The sequence below is a fragment of the Bradyrhizobium sp. CIR48 genome (assembly GCF_014198315.1).
GTDB lineage: Bacteria > Pseudomonadota > Alphaproteobacteria > Rhizobiales > Xanthobacteraceae > Bradyrhizobium.
Genome location: NZ_JACIHG010000003.1, coordinates 83,101 through 100,733, shown reverse-complemented (window position 1 = coordinate 100,733; position 17,633 = coordinate 83,101). Strand labels below are relative to the sequence as shown.

Genomic DNA, 17,633 nt, shown 5'->3' with positions numbered 1-17,633 from the left:
AAGCTTGTTATGAAGATCAGAGGCGGCATGTCGAGCATCGCGGCAAGTCGACAAAACCACGACCACCAGTGTCTCGTCTGTTGCAGGTCGACGTAACTGGCAGCGATCCCGCCATTGTCGAGGGGCGCCGGTAGACCTCTGTACGATAGAGTTTAGATCGCCACAGGTCGTCGACCGGAGGGTGGCATAAATCCGGATATCTCGATCACGCGCGGAGAGATTGCCTCCGCGCCTGACAACACCGTGGTCGCGGCGGCACACGTCACGACTGCGACGATCTCGCCCAGCACGCCTTCTGACAACGCAAGAATCTTTCCGGCCAGAGCAGGCTCGGTCAGTCCGGAGAGCTTGCGCAGCGGCAACAACGTCTCCAGAAGACGCCGATATGCCTCGTCCTCTATCCATGGCGGCAGAGCGATGGGTTCGAACCTCGATTGACAAGGTGGTCATCGCCTCGAATCGCGCGCAGTGCCGCGGCTGTGCCAACACCCACCAGCGGAACTGCAGTTCGTTGCCGAGCCATCGCAGTAAGTTGTGCAAGCGCAGTTGCCGGGTCCGCCATCCGGAGAGAAGGTTGTGTAACTCATCGATCACGAGCATCCGCACATCCGCCTTCCACATCAGCCGCATCGCCAAGCTCTGCTGCGCAGCAATGGTGTATTCGCCATGCCGAGTCCTTCGAGGATTGCACCAAAGAAATGCCGCTCATCGGGACTGGCCGGCATCTGCGTCTTGAGTACAGGTACGCTAACGACTCATCTTCGGCGTCGATCGCTGCGACAGGAGTATGGCTGCGCCGGAACTTCTCGACGATCATCGTCTTGCCATTGTTCGTCGGCCCAACCTGCCACGCGTCTCGACGCGGGATGTCGCAGACCGGTGCCAGCATCGCACGACAGGCGAAGCGCCGAAATTGCCGGGGCTGATGAGACCTTTCAATACGAGCTCTAATCTGGGAAACCAGTCAAAGCCCGGGAAATTGTTCGATGACTGTCATGGAAGCGACTAAGGATTGAGGCCGTCGACCGTTCTGCTGTCCCGACGGGATCTGCGCAAAAACCGCACTCAGTCAAGCAGTAAGGTACGAAGCGCGCCCCGGAAGTTGATCAATGGATTTCCATCTCTTTGTCGGGTCGCGATAATTCGTCCGATAAAGGCGGTGTGTGTGCCAAGCACCTTGTGATCATACAAGATGCATTCGAGCGCGCAAAATGCGTTGGGCAATAGCGGTACATCGAGGGCGCCCTGATCCCAGGGCGCGGTATCGAAGCGGTGCGCGCATTTCGCCCCCTCCCCACCGCCAAAACGCAGGGCAAGGTCCTCCTGGTCACTGCGGAGAACACTGACCCCAAAGCTGCCGTTGGAAAGGATCTCATCATGTGCTTCGGAGCGGGCATTGATGCCAACGACCAGGCAAGGCGGCTCCATGCAGATGGACGTCAGAGAACTCACCGTCAGTCCACGTCGTCGGGCTGCCGTCCCGGTCGTCACGATGGCGACAACGCTCGCCAGGCTTTGCATGGCATTGCGGAACTCTGCCGGTTGGATAGACGGCATATCCCGAATGGCAGGAGAGAACTGGTGGCTCATGATCAGCCTCTGCAGTTGAACCCCACTTCCAGTGTCTTTAAACCCAGAGACGACTTTGATCCCTATTGGGCCTGTAATGGGGTACCCGGTGTCGAAATTGGTGACGAGTAGGCTCACATTGAGACCGGGTATGACTTCGATGTCCTCTGGATCTGCTACAGTCATGACCGGACGGACGTGCAATATCTCGGCGCCTTACGCCGGATGGCGATCGCAGCGGCAGAACAGAGAATTGCCGCCGCCCCTGTTTCAACAGGGCCCCCATCAAACAGCAAACCGCGCTGAGCAGCCCGGCGACGCGCCAGTGCAAGTGGAGCGGTGGTCGCGATCCGACCAGCTGTGCTGGAACCTCGCTGGGTCCCGTGCGGACGAGATGATGCCGGTTGCTGTACCGGCGCGCGCCTGCCAGAGTTTCTCCGCATGAAGACGGCATCGACGCACCTAATGTACTTTTAGTAGAATACGTTTTTTTGCATCGAGAAGATGCTCATCGAGCGTCGCGTGCAGCGCACCCCTCAGCTCCGGCGGGATTGAGCTATCCGTATCGATCAATTCCCGAAACTTCCGAATGATGTGTTCCATCACTGCAATAGATCCGAGTGTTTCAATCCTCTGAAAGGACATCATCGATTGTCTCCTCTGGCGCGCAGCGCGCGCCTCGTCGCGGGTCCTCACCTCGGCAACCCGGGCACTGCAACAGGCTCTCGTCGATAAGAAAGTTGGCTCTCGCGCCCCGCGCTCAGCGCGAATTGCGTTCGTCAGGGCGAGCGCAGGCGGCGCAGGCTCCTTGAAATCCCGCAGAAGTGACGTGCATTCGTGGCTGCAATATTTTCGCGCTCGTGAGCAGTAGACTTGGTCGCAATACTGGAACATCGGCCAACTCGGCTGTCAGGCGTTCGAAACCGCGATCAGGCGCTTCAGTCGAGCGGCTGCGGCGCCGCGATCAAGTGATTCTTGTCCAAGTGCTACGCCTTCCTGCAGTGTCGAGGCCCGCCCGGCCACGACCAACGCCGCCGCCGCGTTCAAAAGCGCGGCGTCGCGAAATGGACCTGGTACGCCGTCAAGCACATTTTGCAGCGCAACGGCATTAGTCTCCGCATCGCTGCTCTCCAGCGCGTCGTTGCGGCAGCGGGGGAGCCCGGCTTGTTCCGGCGTCACTTCGAAGGTGCGGACTATACCCGCCTCAAGCGCAGCAACAAACGTTGGGCCTGTGAGGGTTATTTCGTCGAGCCCGTCCGAGCCATGAACAACCCATACCGTCTCGGCACCCAGGTTCTTCAAGACGTACGCTAGAGGCTGCACCCATTCGGGAGACAATACCCCAACGATCTGCCGCTTGACCCCGGCCGGGTTGCACAGAGCCTCGATCAGATTAAAAATCGTATGGGTTCCAACTGCGGTCCGGATCTGCCCGATGCGCTGCATCGCCGGATAATGGGCTGACGCAAACATGAAGCCGATGTCGGCTTCCTGCACGCAACGTGCGATGGCCTCAGGCTTGAGAGCGACCTTCACACCGAGGCGCGCCAACACGTCTGCGGCGCTTGAACCCGAAGACGCAGCGCGGTTGGCATGCTTGGCCACAGGGATGCCGGCCCCGGCGACGATGAAGGAAGCACACGTCGACACGTTGACCGAATACTTAGGGGTCTCGCTCGTGCCAGCGAGACCGACGGGGTCGCATGTCGCCTCGACCCGCCGCATTCTATTCCGCATCGCCGAGGCGGCGCCTGTGACTTCTTCGACCGTCTCGCCCCGGACCCGCATCCCCATTAGCAAGGCACCGATCTGCGAGGGAGTTGCGTAGCCCGACATCATGCTGTCGAAGGCTGACGCAGTTTCCTCACGCGTCAGAGTGGCGCCCGTGGCAACTTTGCCGATGATCGATCTAAGCACTTCCATCGAACTTTACACGTTCCCTGTCCAAACCTCGAGCTCTTCCGTTCAGCGAGACATCCTTGAAGAGACCCGGCACCGATTGCCTTGATGCAGCGGCCCGCCCCACGCGGCATGGCCTCATTGACGCTTGAGGCGGCAGTCCGTTTGTGGGCACACTTGGCGAGGCTACAACCTGACGCTACGTGAGGGTCAAGCTCTCCATTTCGGTGGTGCCGTCGAGAGGAGATCGTCGGCCACTGCAGTTGCTTGTCGCAGGACCGATGACACTGTCTCGCACCCGCTTGCCGCGTACGCAGCGGCCTCTTTACCGCGCTGTTCCGGCCGGATCACCGGGCTTCCTCTACCGGCTTCGAGGCCATCGGCGCTAGGTAGATCAAGCCCGGTCTCAGCTGGCTCTACAAAATAATCCCACCTGATAGTAAATGAAGGTCGGCCTTCATGACGCGATGGACGCGTCCCGTCGATCCGGCCGCCTGAGGCGGTGAGCCGGTCATGTTCGGTCCTGCCTTACAGCAGAGTACGCCGTACTGAGGCGCGTCGAGCGAAGCGTTCAATGCGATTGCGAGGGCAGTTCTAGTATCGGATCAAGAATGCAGTCGTCCCAAATTTCCAAGGCCGCATAATAGAAACTTGACCTCTCGCGATATTCTTCAAGAACTGACCCTCGAATGGCCGCCAGAAGGGTAATTTATGCATTCGCCTATCTGGACAAGCGCGACTGAATCAGAGTGTTGGTCAATTGTAGGCGACCATGCTCGTCACCTAACCTCGGGTGACCGTCCTGCAGCTCACGCTGGGACCACTCTGCGGGTACGGCAAACGAACAGGTCGCCACATCGTCACTTCGAGTCGCTGCTTTTCCTGCCAGTGTCTCGCACGGAGATCACGTAGCGACATTGCTGACTGAGGCTCGCTTGCTTGGATCTGAGGCAGGCAGTGATAGCGGCCCGATCTGGTATGTGGCTGCTACAAAGGCGGAATACGTCCTCCATGCAAGCCTCTTTCTCTTCTGCGGTCGGCGCTTGATCGCGCGCGTTGACCAGCCCGGGGATTACAGCTGTCATTGCGACGACAAGAGCGCTGGCGCAGCGGTAGATTTTGAGGCGCGAAGTCAGCTGAGTTCGTTGATTTTGAGTCATGATATCCCTTCAAGTCCGTGTGGATGCGTTCAGGCCCGAACTGCTTAAGTACGGTGCCGGCATACTCGTTCTTCCGCTTTTGCGGTGCGTACGGTCCTGGTCATCTGTCCGGCACGACAGAAACGACACCTGCCGTAATGGCGGAGCACCACGAAGAGTGGAAGCACTGGCGGCTGAGCTGGCCCAGCAAGTGGTCATTATGGAGTTTCCAGTGATTCGGTGCATGCCTGGATGTCGCGAGGCATTGCTTCGACCTGACATGTGCTTAGGTACTCTGGCCCAGCCTACCGCCAACCGACTAATGACGCCGTAGCCGGCGCGACGCCGGGTTGAAGGGCCCGGGCCAGCTATCGCGAGGCAGAGAGAGCAGGCAAAAGCGCAGGTGCGCTCAAGCCACTGTTGATGATGCATTCGATCGTTCAGAGCGAACCATGATGGCGCGCGTCGAGACTATGTTTGCTGTAATAACGCCTGTGTTCCGCGTTATGTGAAGACGTTGGGTGGGCGGAGCCTCCGTCTTGTGTCCGTTCCGGTGAGGCTACTGTGATGGGAGCGCCTGCCGTGCAGAGCTCGAAACGCGCGATTTCGTCCAGCCGCGACAGGAACAGCTCCGACGAAGCGCGGACAAGGATGCACCTGGAGGATCTCATCGTCCTGATCGAGTCGCAAAAGGTGAGTTTAGATGTTTGAAACATTCGCAATTCTCATGACGTGTCCGGAACGGTCTAAATTGTCGGACATGGTTCCCGCTTGTCGAGGATCGTACAATCTAACGCTACGTGCGATTCAAGCCCCTTCGTGCGTCCGATCGACTGAGGATGTCGGGCTGTGCATTCTTCGTACGAGCCTCGGCTCCAACGCGCACTGTGGTGTTCCAGAATAGCGGCTGTGCATGGCGACTGCCCGCTTCGGCACCCGAGACCCCGAGCGCCGCGGTTACGTGATTATACGGAGGGACGGTGTCGCATTTCTTTGATCTGCGAATTGCATGCTCTCGGCATGAATCCGAAAAGTAAACTCCACCAACCCGAGCACTGGCGAGGCCGTGCGGAAGCAACGCGAAAGAAAGCGGAGGCGCTCGCTGACGGAAAAGCCAAAGACAGGCTGCTGAAAATTGCTGTGGAATACGACAAGCTGGCTCGGCGCGCCCACGTGTGGCAGATGCACAAAGACGAGGACGATACGTGGCATGAGGAAGAGCTGTAAAGCGACGCTGCAGATCATCAAAAGGCGCCAGCCTGTTGATCGCTCCGGACCCAATGGCCACGCAAATGTCGCTCAGCAAGCAAGTCAGTGCCTGGAAGGGGCGTTGGGGGGCACCGTAGGGCGGGGCATCCTGACGGTCCTGTGCCGCGCTCCAGATCGCGACATATACGTGAAGGCGGAGCAGTCCGCCTGCCCAACGTACCTTCAGGCCTACTTGCTTAGTCAGCTTCTCGAAAGCTAATCCTCATAAAAAAATGCGCAACCCTAGACCTCGATTTGCAGTCAATGCGTCGCGGTTAACGCGGGAGGCCATATGCCATGCGAGCCGGAACGTTCAGCTGTTACAGGCCAGTGTTTGGAACGTCGCCGCGGCTGCAATGGCGTATCGGTTTCGCCAATTCGAGATATCTGCGTCATGCCTCAATATTTCCTTTGCGTTCGTCCGAGGGGCGGATTTGCGAAGGTGCGCTGGAACCAAGTCTATGAAAGGGGGCTCCACGTCCGATTGATGGTGCGCGCGCATTCGGTGCGGCCGCGGCATGCGAGGGACGTCGGAAAGCCCCTCGCGCCTCTGCCATCCGCTAGATTATTTCAGAAGAACGCTGCGATGATCCAGTAGAGTCCAGCCCAAAGCAGCGCATTTATGAGGAGTGCGGCCAGGGGCCAAAGGTTCCACCTCCTTTGCGCCTGCCGGGAGTGACAATCGGCGCCGTAATGCTTGATCGGTGGGTGCTTTGGTGCGCGCCAATGCGTCATTTCATCAGACGTCGCGCTGGTCCACCGAAAAATGCCGGGCTTTGCATGCCTCGTACCACTCATAAGTTCGCAGTCCTCTTTCATGAGAGTATCAGAATCGTTGTCTGTTGCGCGGCGATCCTCCGGTCGATGGTATGCTCGTGTATCGTCGGTACAGTTAAGGTCGCTTTCCGTCACCGCAGCAATCTACATGCCACGACGCAGAAGTATCGGCACCGCCTTGATGCAAACAAAAGCGCGTCTGTCGGGCGTTGGCGACACAGAGTCGCTGCCAAAGGTCGGATTCGCGACGTCCATGTCTGAAAGAGGACACCCGCATTGGCAGCAAAAGGCTCAGCGCTTCGCGAGCGCCATACCATGAACAATGAGCTGGGACTTGCATCGTATTGACGCAGGAAGATCAGTCGACGGCCGCCCTGATTGAGATCGACTAATCATTGTTTCTGACCGTGACCTTACGAGGAGACACCGAGATGGCAGGCGACCCGCTCATGTTATCAGCTCGAAGACAGTTCATGTCAGGCGTCCGCGGCCCTGGTGCAGACCCGTTCGACTCGATCCGGTACAATTAAATCGTGTTCACATAGATGGCGCATTGAGCACCATTCGCACTCACGAGAACCTCTGAATAGTCAAGTACGATCTCATCAAGCAGTTGATCGCCGCGCGGCATCAACAGGTGCCATCACAGGCTTTGCGAGTCACCATTGAGTGTGGATGTCGAAGGTCACTACGGGAGCATGCCATGATGACGACCAATTCGTTGAGGAGAGGAGCCGCCAGTGTCTTGTGCTCAAGCAGGTAGCCATGAATGAATGCGCACTAACGCTTGCTTGAATCGCGGGAGAGCGATGGCGGACATTACTGTTGCTGATGGGCGCTCTATTCGGCGATGTGCGACCAATACTGGCCGGCATCGGTGAGTAAGATGCTTCGCATGAGTGGGGCTCGATGACAGAGTTGCATCATGAGCGGGAAGTTGCGATCGACGGACTGATTCGCCATCGCTACCGCTCATACTCGGCAATCAGTGGCCCCTCAGAGCGTTCGGCCCACAATGCGATCGTTATAAGCCTATAGCAGGAGAACGAGTGATGATGGACAGCTGCGTCTTGCTCAGATGGTGCTCTGAAGAGGGATATAGGAGCGCTGGGCCGAGGATCGAGCCGGTTGACGAGTTGCGAGACAACGTCATCTGCATCGAGTTCAAGGCCCTCCGAAAGGCAAAGGAGCGAGCGTGCGAACGCGGATGATAGAGAAGCTGGAAGCCGGCCGCGTGCAACACGGCCGGTTCGCTACGGTTCCGGGATCAGGCCCTTGCGGCGTGTTCTTTGTACAGGGGCCTTGCGGGTGTGAACTAAAGATAAGTGGATTTGTCCGTCCTGGCTGGGAGCATGTCGCTGTCTCGACGCCGCGGCGCTGCCCGAACTGGGAAGAGATGTGCTTTGTCAAAGACCTGTTCTGGGATGAAGAGGAGTGCGTCATGCAACTGCATCCGCCACATTCGCAGTATGTGAATAACAGCCGATATTGCCTTCACCTGTGGAGACCCACTCATCGGGACATCCCGATGCCGCCGCCGAGCTTTGTAGGCATCGTTGGATTAGGGCCCTCAGACGCAGCAATGTTGTTCGCGCGGATGAGCGCGACATCATGATCAGCTGAGTTAGTTTATCCAAGGGGAAGGTGACGCCGAGCGGCTCCAGGAGCACCGATTCGGCGCCGCCGAACTGAGGCGTTAAAGCGGGTATATGTCAGGACTGATCGCCTGTGCCGTGTGCGGGGGGCTGAGCCCTGAATTAGCTGCTATCAACTAGGAGCAGCTAATAGTGCGCTGATCCCAATAAAGATCGCGGAGCCGTGCTGAACGCGGTTCGGCAGCAACAAAAGCATCTTGCCGGGCCGACGACCGGTCACAAGGAAATTACTGGGCGATCCGGCGACGCGAGTTGCGCACTCTTTGGAGCGAGAAGTGTGCCTGCCGGCGGCATAACGCGATGATGGTGAGATCGAGGTCAACGCGACGGTCGAATTCAGTTTGACGAAGGCGCCGTCGCCCCATCACTGTCGCCCCATCACCCTGACTGCATCCGGAATTACACAAGGTCGGCCGGTCGTCGCCGTGCGACAGCCGTGAGCTCGTCGGCTACCCCGCATCTGGAGCGGGGCTCATGAGCAGAGACGGTCGAGACACCAACTAGGCGCGGGGGAGGTGGTAGCTTCGCCAAAATATCTGGTTGTCAGCTCGTCGTCAGCTTGCCGCAAGATCATTCGCAAGCAGAGCGTAAGCAGCGTATCCCTCCGGCAGCGGCCGCCTTGTGTAGTTTGAGGTGCGGCCCGAGGATTTGACCTTAAGTCTAGCTTTAAGGTCACGTGGCGAATGCAGGTCAATGTGTTGGGCGCCGAGCGTCGACGGCGGTGGAGTTACGACGAGAAGGTTCGCCTTGTCGAAGAGACCTTGCAGGCTGGCGAGACGGTGTGCGGCGTCGCGCGCCGGCACGGGGTAGCTCATAGCCTGCTGTTCACCTGGCGTCGACAAGCGCGCCAGGGTCGACTGGGCGGAGATGCCGTGCCTGCTCTCGTTCCCGTCGAGATCACGCCGGTGGCGGCTCCGATCTTGAGCAGCATGCCACAGCCAGCGTCCTCACCGCCTTCGCCGCATGCAAGGGCTGGCATGATCGAGATCGAGCTTGGCGGCGGCTGTCGCGTTCGCGTTGACCGCGACGTGGACGTTGAGGCGCTGCAACGTGTTCTTGAGCTCCTGCGGCGACGATGATCCCGATTCCGAGCGGCGTCAGGGTTTGGATCGCGACTGGCCACACCGACATGCGCCGCGGCATGCGAAGCTTGGCTCTGACGGTTCAGGAGATTCTGAAGCGCGATCCGCACGCGGGCGATCTCTACATCTTCCGGGGCCGCCGTGGCGATCTGATCAAGATCCTCTGGCATGACGGGTTAGGCATGTCGCTCTACGCCAAGCGCCTTGACCGTGGCAAGTTCATCTGGCCTTCGGCGTCGGCTGGGGCAATATCGATCTCGGCGGCGCAGATGGCTTATATGCTCGAGGGGATCGACTGGCGGAATCCGCAATTGAGTTGGCGACCGCAGAGCGCAGGCTGAGCCAAAGCGAAGAAACTGCGGTTGCGGGCACTCTGGGGAGTCCCAACGCCTCCAATCTGTGATTCACTGCGTCGCATGGATGCTGATCGCGACGCCGTTCCGAATGAGGTTGCCGCCCTGAAAGAGGCGCTGGCAGCCGAGCGCGCGAGGGGTTTGGAGATCGCGGCTGAACTCGCGGTCGCCCGCGCGAAAGCGTCGGACGACGAGGCGCTGATCGCCCATCAGAAGCTGCGGATTGCCAAGCTCGAGCGTCAGATCTATGGCCAGCGGTCGGAGCGCTCGTCACGCCTGATCGAGCAGTTGGCGCTGACGTTCGAAGAGCTGGAAGCCGATGCCACCGAAGACGAGCTTGCGGCGGAACGGGCTGTCGCCAAGACGACGACGGTATGCGGATTTACCCGCAAGCGCGGCGAACGTCAGACTTTCCCCGAGCATCTGCCGCGCGAGCGGGTGGTGATCGACGGGCCGACGGCGTGCGAGTGCTGCGGCAGCAGTCGCCTGCGCAAGCTCGGCGAAGACGTGACCCGGACGCTGGAAGTGGTGCCGCGCCAGTGGAAGGTGATCGAGACGGTGCGGGAGAAGTTCTCCTGTCGCGATTGCGAGAAGATCAGCCAGGCGCCGGCGCCGTTCCATGCGATCGCCAGGGGATGGGCCGGCCCGAGCCTCCTGGCCATGATCACGTTCGAGAAGTTCGGTCAGCATCAGCCGTTGAACCGTCAGTCCGAGCGCTACGCTCTGGAGGGCGTGCCGATCGCGCTGTCGACCATGGCCGATGCCGTGGGCTCGGTCTGCACGGCGCTTCAGCCCCTGCTGAGCCTGGTGGAAGCCCATGTCATGGCGGCCGAGCGGCTTCATGCCGATGATACAACCGTGCCGGTGCTGGCCAAGGGCAAGACCGACACGGGACGGTGCTGGGTCTATGTCCGGGACGACCGGCCGTTTGGGGGCGCCGTGCCACCGGCGGCGATGTTCTATTACTCACGCGACCGCAAGGGCGAGCATCCCCTGGCACATCTGGCCCGATATGCCGGTATCCTGCAGGCCGATGCCTATGACGGATACAACCGGCTCTATCTGGCGGGGCGTCAGCCCGGACCTGCTGGTCGCATGGAAGGCGCCCATTCTTCGTCATGGCTGACATCGAAGAGAATGCCCGGCGCAAGGCCGCCGGCAAAAAGGAAATCCCGCTGTCTCCGATTGCGATCGAAATGGTGCGCCGGATCGATGCGCTGTTCGAGATTGAGCGCTCCATCAATGGCAAGAGTGCCGAGGAGCGCCTTCAGGTGCGGCGGACGCTGAGCCGGCCCCTGGTCGAGGACCTTCAGGTCTACATGCGCGAACAGCTCGCCAAACTGTCTCCCGGTCACGACCTGGCCAAGGCGTTCAACTACGTCCTGAAGCGATGGGCGAGCTTCACCCTGTTCCTGGAGGACGGACGGGTGTGCCTCTCCAACAATGCCGCCGAACGCGGCTTGCGAGGCATCGCTCTGGGCCGAAAGTCCTGGCTGTTTTGCGGATCTGACCGCGGAGGGCGCCGCGCCGCAGCCATGTACAGCCTCATCGTCACGGCGAAAATGAACGGCATTGACCCGCAGGCATGGCTTACGGATGTCCTCGCCCGGATCGCTGCCCAGCCGGCTCATCGGCTGGACGAGCTTCTGCCCTGGAATTGGACGCCATCGGCGATCTCTGCTCAAGCCGCATGACCACCCACGTCAACAAGGTCCATCACGTCACCACCATTACCAAGGTCGCCAAAGACCTCGGCGAAGACGAAGATTGGTTGTGGGACATCGCCAACGAAATGGAGACCGAGGACGGCGTCATCTGGGTCTATGGCGTCGGAGAAGACGGCGTCCAGGCGTTCACCGACTTCGGAATCGAAAACCTGATCGAGCTCATCAAGCTCTACAAAGAGAACCCCGGACTGCTCAAGCGGTAACCCTGCGGCCTACGCCGAATGGATACTAAGCAGCCGCGCTCGCTCTGAGGAAAAGTACGCCGAGGAAGCGGGCGAACCGGCATGTATAATCGAGTTAGTGGCCGATCCACACGCCCTGATCAAGCTGACGAACCGAGTCGGTCCGCGGACGGTTACGAATTTGCTCAAACGTTGACGGATCTCGCTCAACGGGAGAGCCCGCCATCTGGGGAATTGTCCGACAAAATGGGGCTCTGCTGCAGCAAGCCGCAGACCTCAGATGCAATCATTCATAGTCCAAGCACCTTAGACCCCAGCACATCCTCTCTGTCGTCCAGCTCAAATCCATCCTCTTCAGCGAGGCCTATCCGTCCTCTGTTCGAATACAGGGCTGCTGAATTGCCCGAGGCCAATGTCAACGGAATCTACGTTGGATGACAGCGGAATGGCTCCTCAATCTGCCGAGCAGCCCTTCATCCCGGATGAGGGCGCTGCACCTGGGGACTCAAAATCATAACGCAGCGGCAATGCGGCAGCAGCGGTATGAAGACCTCAAGAGTCTATTGCGAAGTGATGGGGCGGAAGGTTCTCACAACCTTCAGGCAAAAAGTACGATGTTACGCGAAGCCGGCCTAGATCCGTTCGCCGAACAGACGCGATATAGGTTTGGTACATCTTCGCGCATTGACCAAATCGTGAATGAGGTCACTGACGATGGGGTGATCTATTTGGTCAGCTTGCGTTTCGCCGCAGGTGGCGCCCACACAATCGCAACGTCGACATCGAATGGAATGACGACCCTCTTTGATCCTAATTATGCGGAATTTACCGTTCGGTCAGATCAGATGGGTGAGTTGTTGCTACAGGAACCCGAACCGACATGATATATCGACTGTCGTCACGCAAAGGACGGCGTGAGTGTTTCGGAGGTTGCAACAGACCCGAGGCCCGCGAGTGGATCTTTCGTGATCGATGCCGGACAGCCGCATCGCCTCCGACAGTGCAACCACGGTAGGGAACATGGATGTGGCGCCCTGTACGCGCGCGGCTCTGGTTGAAGATCCCAAAACCGGAACCGACAGTGATAACACTATGCACTGTATTCGTTCGAAGCCTGACGGTCAAACTCTGCGCGGAGCCGACTACAAAGCAATTTTTCTGAATTTACGCCTGGAGCCCCTCTCCGCGGAGCGGGCGCAAGCCGGCTATTAGTTGATCTGGAAGACGTTGTCCGATGGTTTTTATATGATCCCAGTCTCACACCTAGAGCAGCGCGGGCGCGACTCGGCGCTGGTCGGGCTGGTGGATCAGACGCTGTCGCTGCCACGCCCGCACTGGTTGAAGTTAGCAGAAACGTGACTCGGCGCCCCAAAGCCCCACGCATACACGGGGCAAGCGCTGTCCCTACCACGCGCCGCTAACTTCGACGTCACCGTACAGGGACTAGCTTTCCGAAAGCTGACGAACCCGACGAGATTCACAAAGTGCGAAAGCGGCCGGCGTGGGTCGATGTCCTTCTGCCTGGAACCCACCCATCTGTCCAGCGGACATCCGACTGAAGGGTATGTTCAAGCATAGACATAAGCTTATCTCTTCAAAGAGATCGTGAAACTTGCATATGCCATGTGCCGCGAGAAGGTGTCAGCAGAAACCCATCGATATTGCAAAGGCGCGGCTCTGCGGCATCATCCACGAAAGGCAATCCATTATCTCTGCGACTTCGACGACAGCTGGGCCCATCGATCAAGCTCGAAAGTGATCGGACCGGGAGAGAAGATCGACGGCGGACAAGTGCGGAGCCGCCGGTATGCCGTTTTCAGCCAGAGCAATGACGAGTCGTCGGCCCCATGCCGCCGGAAGGCTTCATCGGCGGCGAGGAAGGCGGGTCCTGAAACCCATGAATCCCCCCCGCGACCATTGAGAGCCGCGGGGCAGTTTCGTTCTGCAGATGTGGCGATGCATTGCTTCACGAGCGACGGCCTCGTCAGCTTCTGGAAAGCCTATCGATAATAGGATCAGCTCAATTGATTTCTTGGACGTGAGGCTAGCTTAGACGCCTACAATTTCGATCCATCCAATGTAACAGCTTGGCCCGCAACACGCCGTCTTGGAAGAGAACCAGGGGGGCCATGCCGGGCAAGAGGGCTTTGAGCAGCACTTGGCCGAGGCGCGCCTACCCCATCCGGGTCCTGTCTCCGGTGGCGGCCGCAACCACCATCCCCATCTCTCTGCAGAAGATCGGGAACTTATCGATAAGGCCATTGCCCAATACGCAGCTCAGAAAAAACCAAAACCGAAGACGATTAAGCGCTATACTCAGGCGCTTCGCCGACTTGGACATGATCTTGGCGCTCATCGCCAAAAGATTGATCTGGGAGACCACGAGTCCCTGGTCCGTCACGTCAAGACTTACTTCCCTAACGACGAAGACATGAAGAAAGGGTTGAATGTTCTTCGTGCGTATCATGATCCGAGCTATGTAGCTTCCGGCGGGCGGCCGCGCACGATCCCCTCAGCGGACGACGCGCCCCTCTCAGAGCGGCTTAATGCCAGTGGCATGACGACAGGCAGCGCTGCTCGTCATGATCGTAGTCTTCGCAGATTTTCTAACGCGCTTAATCTTCCGGGCTACTCCATATCCGGGCTAGACTACGCTGCGCGGATTGAATTCGCTCAGAAGTTGTTCCCGAAGGACGAGCTTCTATTGTTCGCGTTAAACAAGGTTCGCGATGCCGAGCACGTTTCCGAAGCGGGTGCGTCTCGGGAGCCCAGCGGTCGTGCTGTGCCGTCGCCCACATTGCATCTTTACCCCGATGACGCCCGCATCATTGATGGCCTGGAAAAGGCAGAGCTGAGCATGCTCAAACCCGAGGAGACTAGCCGGAGAGAAGTTGTTCAAGATCTGGCCCGCAACCAACGAAGATTCGGTGCTTGGCTTCAAAGAAAGGGGCGGGGGAGCATGGTGAGCCGAGTCACCGGCACCAGCGAGCAGCAAAAGTCGTTCAACGACGATTACACGGACTTTAAAAAAGCCCATCGAACCGCGGACATGGGCTTCGATCGTCTGCGGAACTACCTATGGCTCGTCGAGGCGAACGCTGCGCTGGGCGACTTCCCTGACCAGGCGGGTGGGGAGCCGGGCGTGGCGAGTCGAACTCAACGTGGTCGCCGCACCTGCCGTACGAGTTTGCGTGGCCGACGCCGGAAGCGGTACCAGATGGGTCGTCGGCGATCTACCGAGGTCTCAACTCTTTCGTAAATCTGCCGTACTCATCGCAGGAGGTGAGAGATGATGCCCAGTCAGCGCCGGTGGGTAGGGCTGCCGCCACACCGCCGCTCTGCGCCGGACCATCGGGCGCGCCAGCTCAGTCAGCAGACATTTTCCGCGGTCTTCAGTCATTCGTTGATCTGCCGTACACGCCGCAGCAGATGCGAGACGATGCTCAGTCGGCGCCGGTGAGTGGGGCCGCCACTAAACCGCCGCTCTTCACCGGACCGTCGAACGCGCCAGCCCAGTCGTCAGACATCTACCGCGGTCTCAACTCATTCGTTGATCTGCCGTACACACCGCAGCAGATGCGAGACGATGCTCAGTCAGCGGCGGTGGGTGGGGCTGCCGCCAGACCGCCGGTCTTCACTGAACTATCAGACGCGCGAGCTCAGTCGTCGGACATTTACCGCGGTCTCAACTCTTTCGTTGATCTGCCGTACACACCGCATCAGATGCGAGACGATGCTCAGTCAGCGGCGGCGGGTGGGGCTGCCGCCAGACCGCCGGTCTTTACTGAACTATCAGACGCGCCAGCTCAGTCGTCAGACATCTACCGCGGTCTCAACTCTTTGGTTGATCTGCCGTACACACCGCAGCAGATGCGAGACGATGCTCAGTCAGGGCCGATGCTCAGCCCTGCCGGTAAGCCCGCGTTCTTTGTCGGGCGGTCGGGCGTACTTCAGGAGCTTGAGCACATCGGATACCGAGTCGACGAGGAGTGGCAGGAGGGATCCCAGCCGGTGCCGACTTTCTTGCTCGATGTCCTGAATAATATTGGGGTCCTGCCGACCCAGTTCAGCGGCCCAACCCAGGTCTCCATCAACGATGAGACCCACTCGATCACACCGGGGCCGCGAGGACGCCGCGGTGCGCAATTCATCCATCATCCTCGCCCGTCCCCTGTCCCGGGTGCTCAGATCGGCCCCTCGGCTACCGTTGCCTCTGCCGGCCACCGCAGCGGACCCGTGCTGGCTCCCACGCAGTGGCTGGGTGACGAGCATATCCAGCGCGACTATGAGCTCCTGGCGCAGGAGTTGCAGCAGAACAATCCGGATCTCGCCGCCCGGACGCGGTTCGTGGATCCCCTGATTGCCCAAATGTTGCGATCCCCCTCCAAGGAGGTCGCCGAACGAGCATTAGGGTGGGTTCGCCATGATACAGCCGACTTCCTGTTCCTGCCGGTAAGCGATGCCAGCGATACGGATAGACATCGGCGCGGCAGTCACTGGTCGCTGCTGCTGGTTAATCGCCGCGATCAGGGCCGGCCGGTCGCCTATCACTACGACTCCACCCGGGGATACAATGACAGGCCCGCAGCGGAACTCGCAGGACGGCTCGACGCTAACCTGCAACAGGCGCCGATAAGACAGCAGCAGAACGGTTATGACTGCGGCGTCTTTGTCGTGGACGGCACCCGGGAACTGGTTAGGCGATTGGCAGCACGACGGCCGGACCTGAACCTCAACAATCTTGTCATCAATCGGCAGGCACTGCGGGACCGACTAGGCGCTGGTGTCGGCTTCAACTGAACAGGGCGCGCGACTGAGTGAATGCGCTTCTCGCCGATCGAAGATCCGCAATCGGTGTGTTCGCAGAGCATCATAGTGTGTCTCACGTGAGGAGCTGAGTACGCATAGACGAAGTCCGCCCGATTGACGCATGTACGCGGGCACAACGAGCTCTATGATCGGTTGTGTCAAGGTCAGGCGGCTTGCTGACCGGCGGGCTTATCGGCCTGGCGGAGGAGCTTCCATTCCCAGGGCAGCAGTTCGTGCAGGCGTATCGCGGGAAGATCGGCGATCCGGGCCAGGACCTCGGTGAGACAGGCCTTGGACTCGACGTCGTTGAGGCGATAGGTCGTGATCATCGTCAGCACGATGGCGGGACGGTCGGCGTCACGCTGGCTACCAGCGAAGGTCCAGTGGCGCTCCCAAGGCGATGCCTCTCAATGCGCGCTCAGCGCAATTGTTGGTCAAGTAGTTCTGCCATCGTCGAGGAAGCAGTTGAAGTCGTCCCAGCGCCTGAGCATGTAATTCATAGGCTTCAGGACCTCGGAGGAGCGCGAGAGGGCTTCGCGCCCGCGCAACAACCAGGCGTGCATGTGCTCAAGAAGCGGCTTGCTCTTTTCGTGGCGCACGGCGCGCCGCTCGTCGGCGTCCCGGCCGTTGATGGTGCGCTCGATCTCGAACAACGCATCGAGGTGTCTGACCGCCTCCAGCGCGATTGGAGAGTCCGGTTTGCCCTGCACCAAGGCGTCAACCGAGCGGGTCGAGATGACGGCGGTGAGCGCCTTCTGGGCCATGCGCGGCGGCTCCAGGAAATCCGGAAAATAGGAGCGTTTGCGCTGCTTGGGGATCCGAAGCTCGATCGTGCCGGCTCGGGTCTATCGAGGTCAGGTCGCGGCAACCGTTGCGTTCGGCCAGACGCTCGGGGGTCTTCTCGCCATAGGCGGCGCCGATCTGGCAATCCATTTGCGGCTCCATCACGGGCTGGGCGGCAAAGCCGATCATCTCGTGCAACAGATCGGCATCAGAGGTCTTCTCAACGAGCGTGCGCAGGTTCATGGGCGGCTTTGCTCTACCGAGCTACACCATCACTCGGAACACGGCGATGAGCTGATGATCGCCTTTGGATCGGCTCTACGAGAGAGAGTGTGTCGCCCTTTCGCTGGACCATCTGCGAGTATCGCAAGGGCGGGTATCGAATGGCTCGATGATATTGATCCTAAGCC

The 17,633-nt window shown here is 59.5% G+C and carries 13 protein-coding genes and 2 pseudogenes; 8 read left to right on the top strand and 7 right to left on the bottom strand.

Annotated features, from left to right (window positions below; all coding sequences use genetic code 11):
• Positions 1-152 precede the first annotated feature (152 nt).
• The 5 genes from GGD66_RS41335 to trpD form a co-directional block, all read right to left on the bottom strand.
• Positions 153-362 carry a hypothetical protein gene (locus GGD66_RS41335; protein ID WP_246788882.1) on the bottom strand — a complete coding sequence of 70 codons (210 nt, stop codon included), beginning with the start codon at positions 360-362 and terminating at the stop codon, positions 153-155.
• Positions 363-583: 221 nt separating this feature from the next.
• Positions 584-817: a hypothetical protein gene (locus GGD66_RS42360; RefSeq protein ID WP_409362369.1), complete on the bottom strand. Its 234-nt coding sequence runs from the start codon at positions 815-817 to the stop codon at positions 584-586.
• Positions 818-1,065: 248 nt separating this feature from the next.
• Entirely contained in the window at positions 1,066-1,590 is a 525-nt protein-coding gene (locus tag GGD66_RS10845) for a flavin reductase family protein (RefSeq protein ID WP_246788824.1), read from the bottom strand.
• 441 nt (positions 1,591-2,031) lie between these two features.
• Complete coding sequence (locus GGD66_RS10840) at positions 2,032-2,217, bottom strand: hypothetical protein (protein WP_183257677.1); 186 nt, start codon at positions 2,215-2,217, stop codon at positions 2,032-2,034.
• A 261-nt stretch (positions 2,218-2,478) separates the two neighbouring features.
• Positions 2,479-3,492, bottom strand: a complete 1,014-nt coding sequence (gene trpD, locus GGD66_RS10835) for an anthranilate phosphoribosyltransferase (protein WP_183257676.1) — start codon at positions 3,490-3,492, stop codon at positions 2,479-2,481.
• Between the two features lie 2,135 nt (positions 3,493-5,627).
• On the opposite strand from trpD, the gene GGD66_RS10830 reads away from it, so the two are divergent.
• From GGD66_RS10830 to GGD66_RS42175, 8 genes and pseudogenes are all read left to right on the top strand, one after another.
• On the top strand, positions 5,628-5,834 hold the full coding sequence (locus GGD66_RS10830) for a hypothetical protein (protein ID WP_183257674.1): 207 nt from the start codon (positions 5,628-5,630) through the stop codon (positions 5,832-5,834).
• 3,136 nt (positions 5,835-8,970) lie between these two features.
• A complete protein-coding gene (gene tnpA, locus GGD66_RS42355; protein ID WP_183257673.1) occupies positions 8,971-9,366 on the top strand; it encodes an IS66-like element accessory protein TnpA in 396 nt (131 codons plus the stop codon).
• The gene (gene tnpB, locus GGD66_RS10820) at positions 9,363-9,710 is read left to right on the top strand and encodes an IS66 family insertion sequence element accessory protein TnpB (RefSeq protein WP_183257672.1); all 348 of its coding nucleotides are present in this window, start codon (positions 9,363-9,365) and stop codon (positions 9,708-9,710) included. The genes tnpA and tnpB overlap by 4 nt, the downstream gene beginning before the upstream one ends.
• Positions 9,711-9,785: 75 nt before the next feature.
• Positions 9,786-11,416 (top strand): annotated as a pseudogene (gene tnpC, locus GGD66_RS10815) (IS66 family transposase).
• Complete coding sequence (locus tag GGD66_RS10810) at positions 11,413-11,652, top strand: hypothetical protein (protein WP_183257671.1); 240 nt, start codon at positions 11,413-11,415, stop codon at positions 11,650-11,652. Before tnpC ends, GGD66_RS10810 begins: the two are co-directional and overlap by 4 nt.
• 413 nt (positions 11,653-12,065) lie before the next feature.
• Complete coding sequence (locus tag GGD66_RS41325; RefSeq protein WP_246788822.1) at positions 12,066-12,515, top strand: YopT-type cysteine protease domain-containing protein; 450 nt, start codon at positions 12,066-12,068, stop codon at positions 12,513-12,515.
• Positions 12,516-13,738: 1,223 nt separating this feature from the next.
• Entirely contained in the window at positions 13,739-14,890 is a 1,152-nt protein-coding gene (locus GGD66_RS10800; RefSeq protein ID WP_183257670.1) for a hypothetical protein, read from the top strand.
• 170 nt (positions 14,891-15,060) lie between these two features.
• Entirely contained in the window at positions 15,061-16,431 is a 1,371-nt protein-coding gene (locus tag GGD66_RS42175; protein WP_312014104.1) for a Ulp1 family isopeptidase, read from the top strand.
• Between the two features lie 173 nt (positions 16,432-16,604).
• Here the strand turns inward: GGD66_RS42175 and GGD66_RS10790 are convergent.
• Together GGD66_RS10790 and GGD66_RS10785 are read right to left on the bottom strand one after the other, a co-directional pair.
• Positions 16,605-17,150: pseudogene (locus tag GGD66_RS10790) on the bottom strand (transposase); the annotation flags it as partial.
• Between the two features lie 7 nt (positions 17,151-17,157).
• The gene (locus tag GGD66_RS10785; RefSeq protein WP_312014303.1) at positions 17,158-17,466 is read right to left on the bottom strand and encodes a transposase; all 309 of its coding nucleotides are present in this window, start codon (positions 17,464-17,466) and stop codon (positions 17,158-17,160) included.
• Positions 17,467-17,633: the final 167 nt, after the last annotated feature.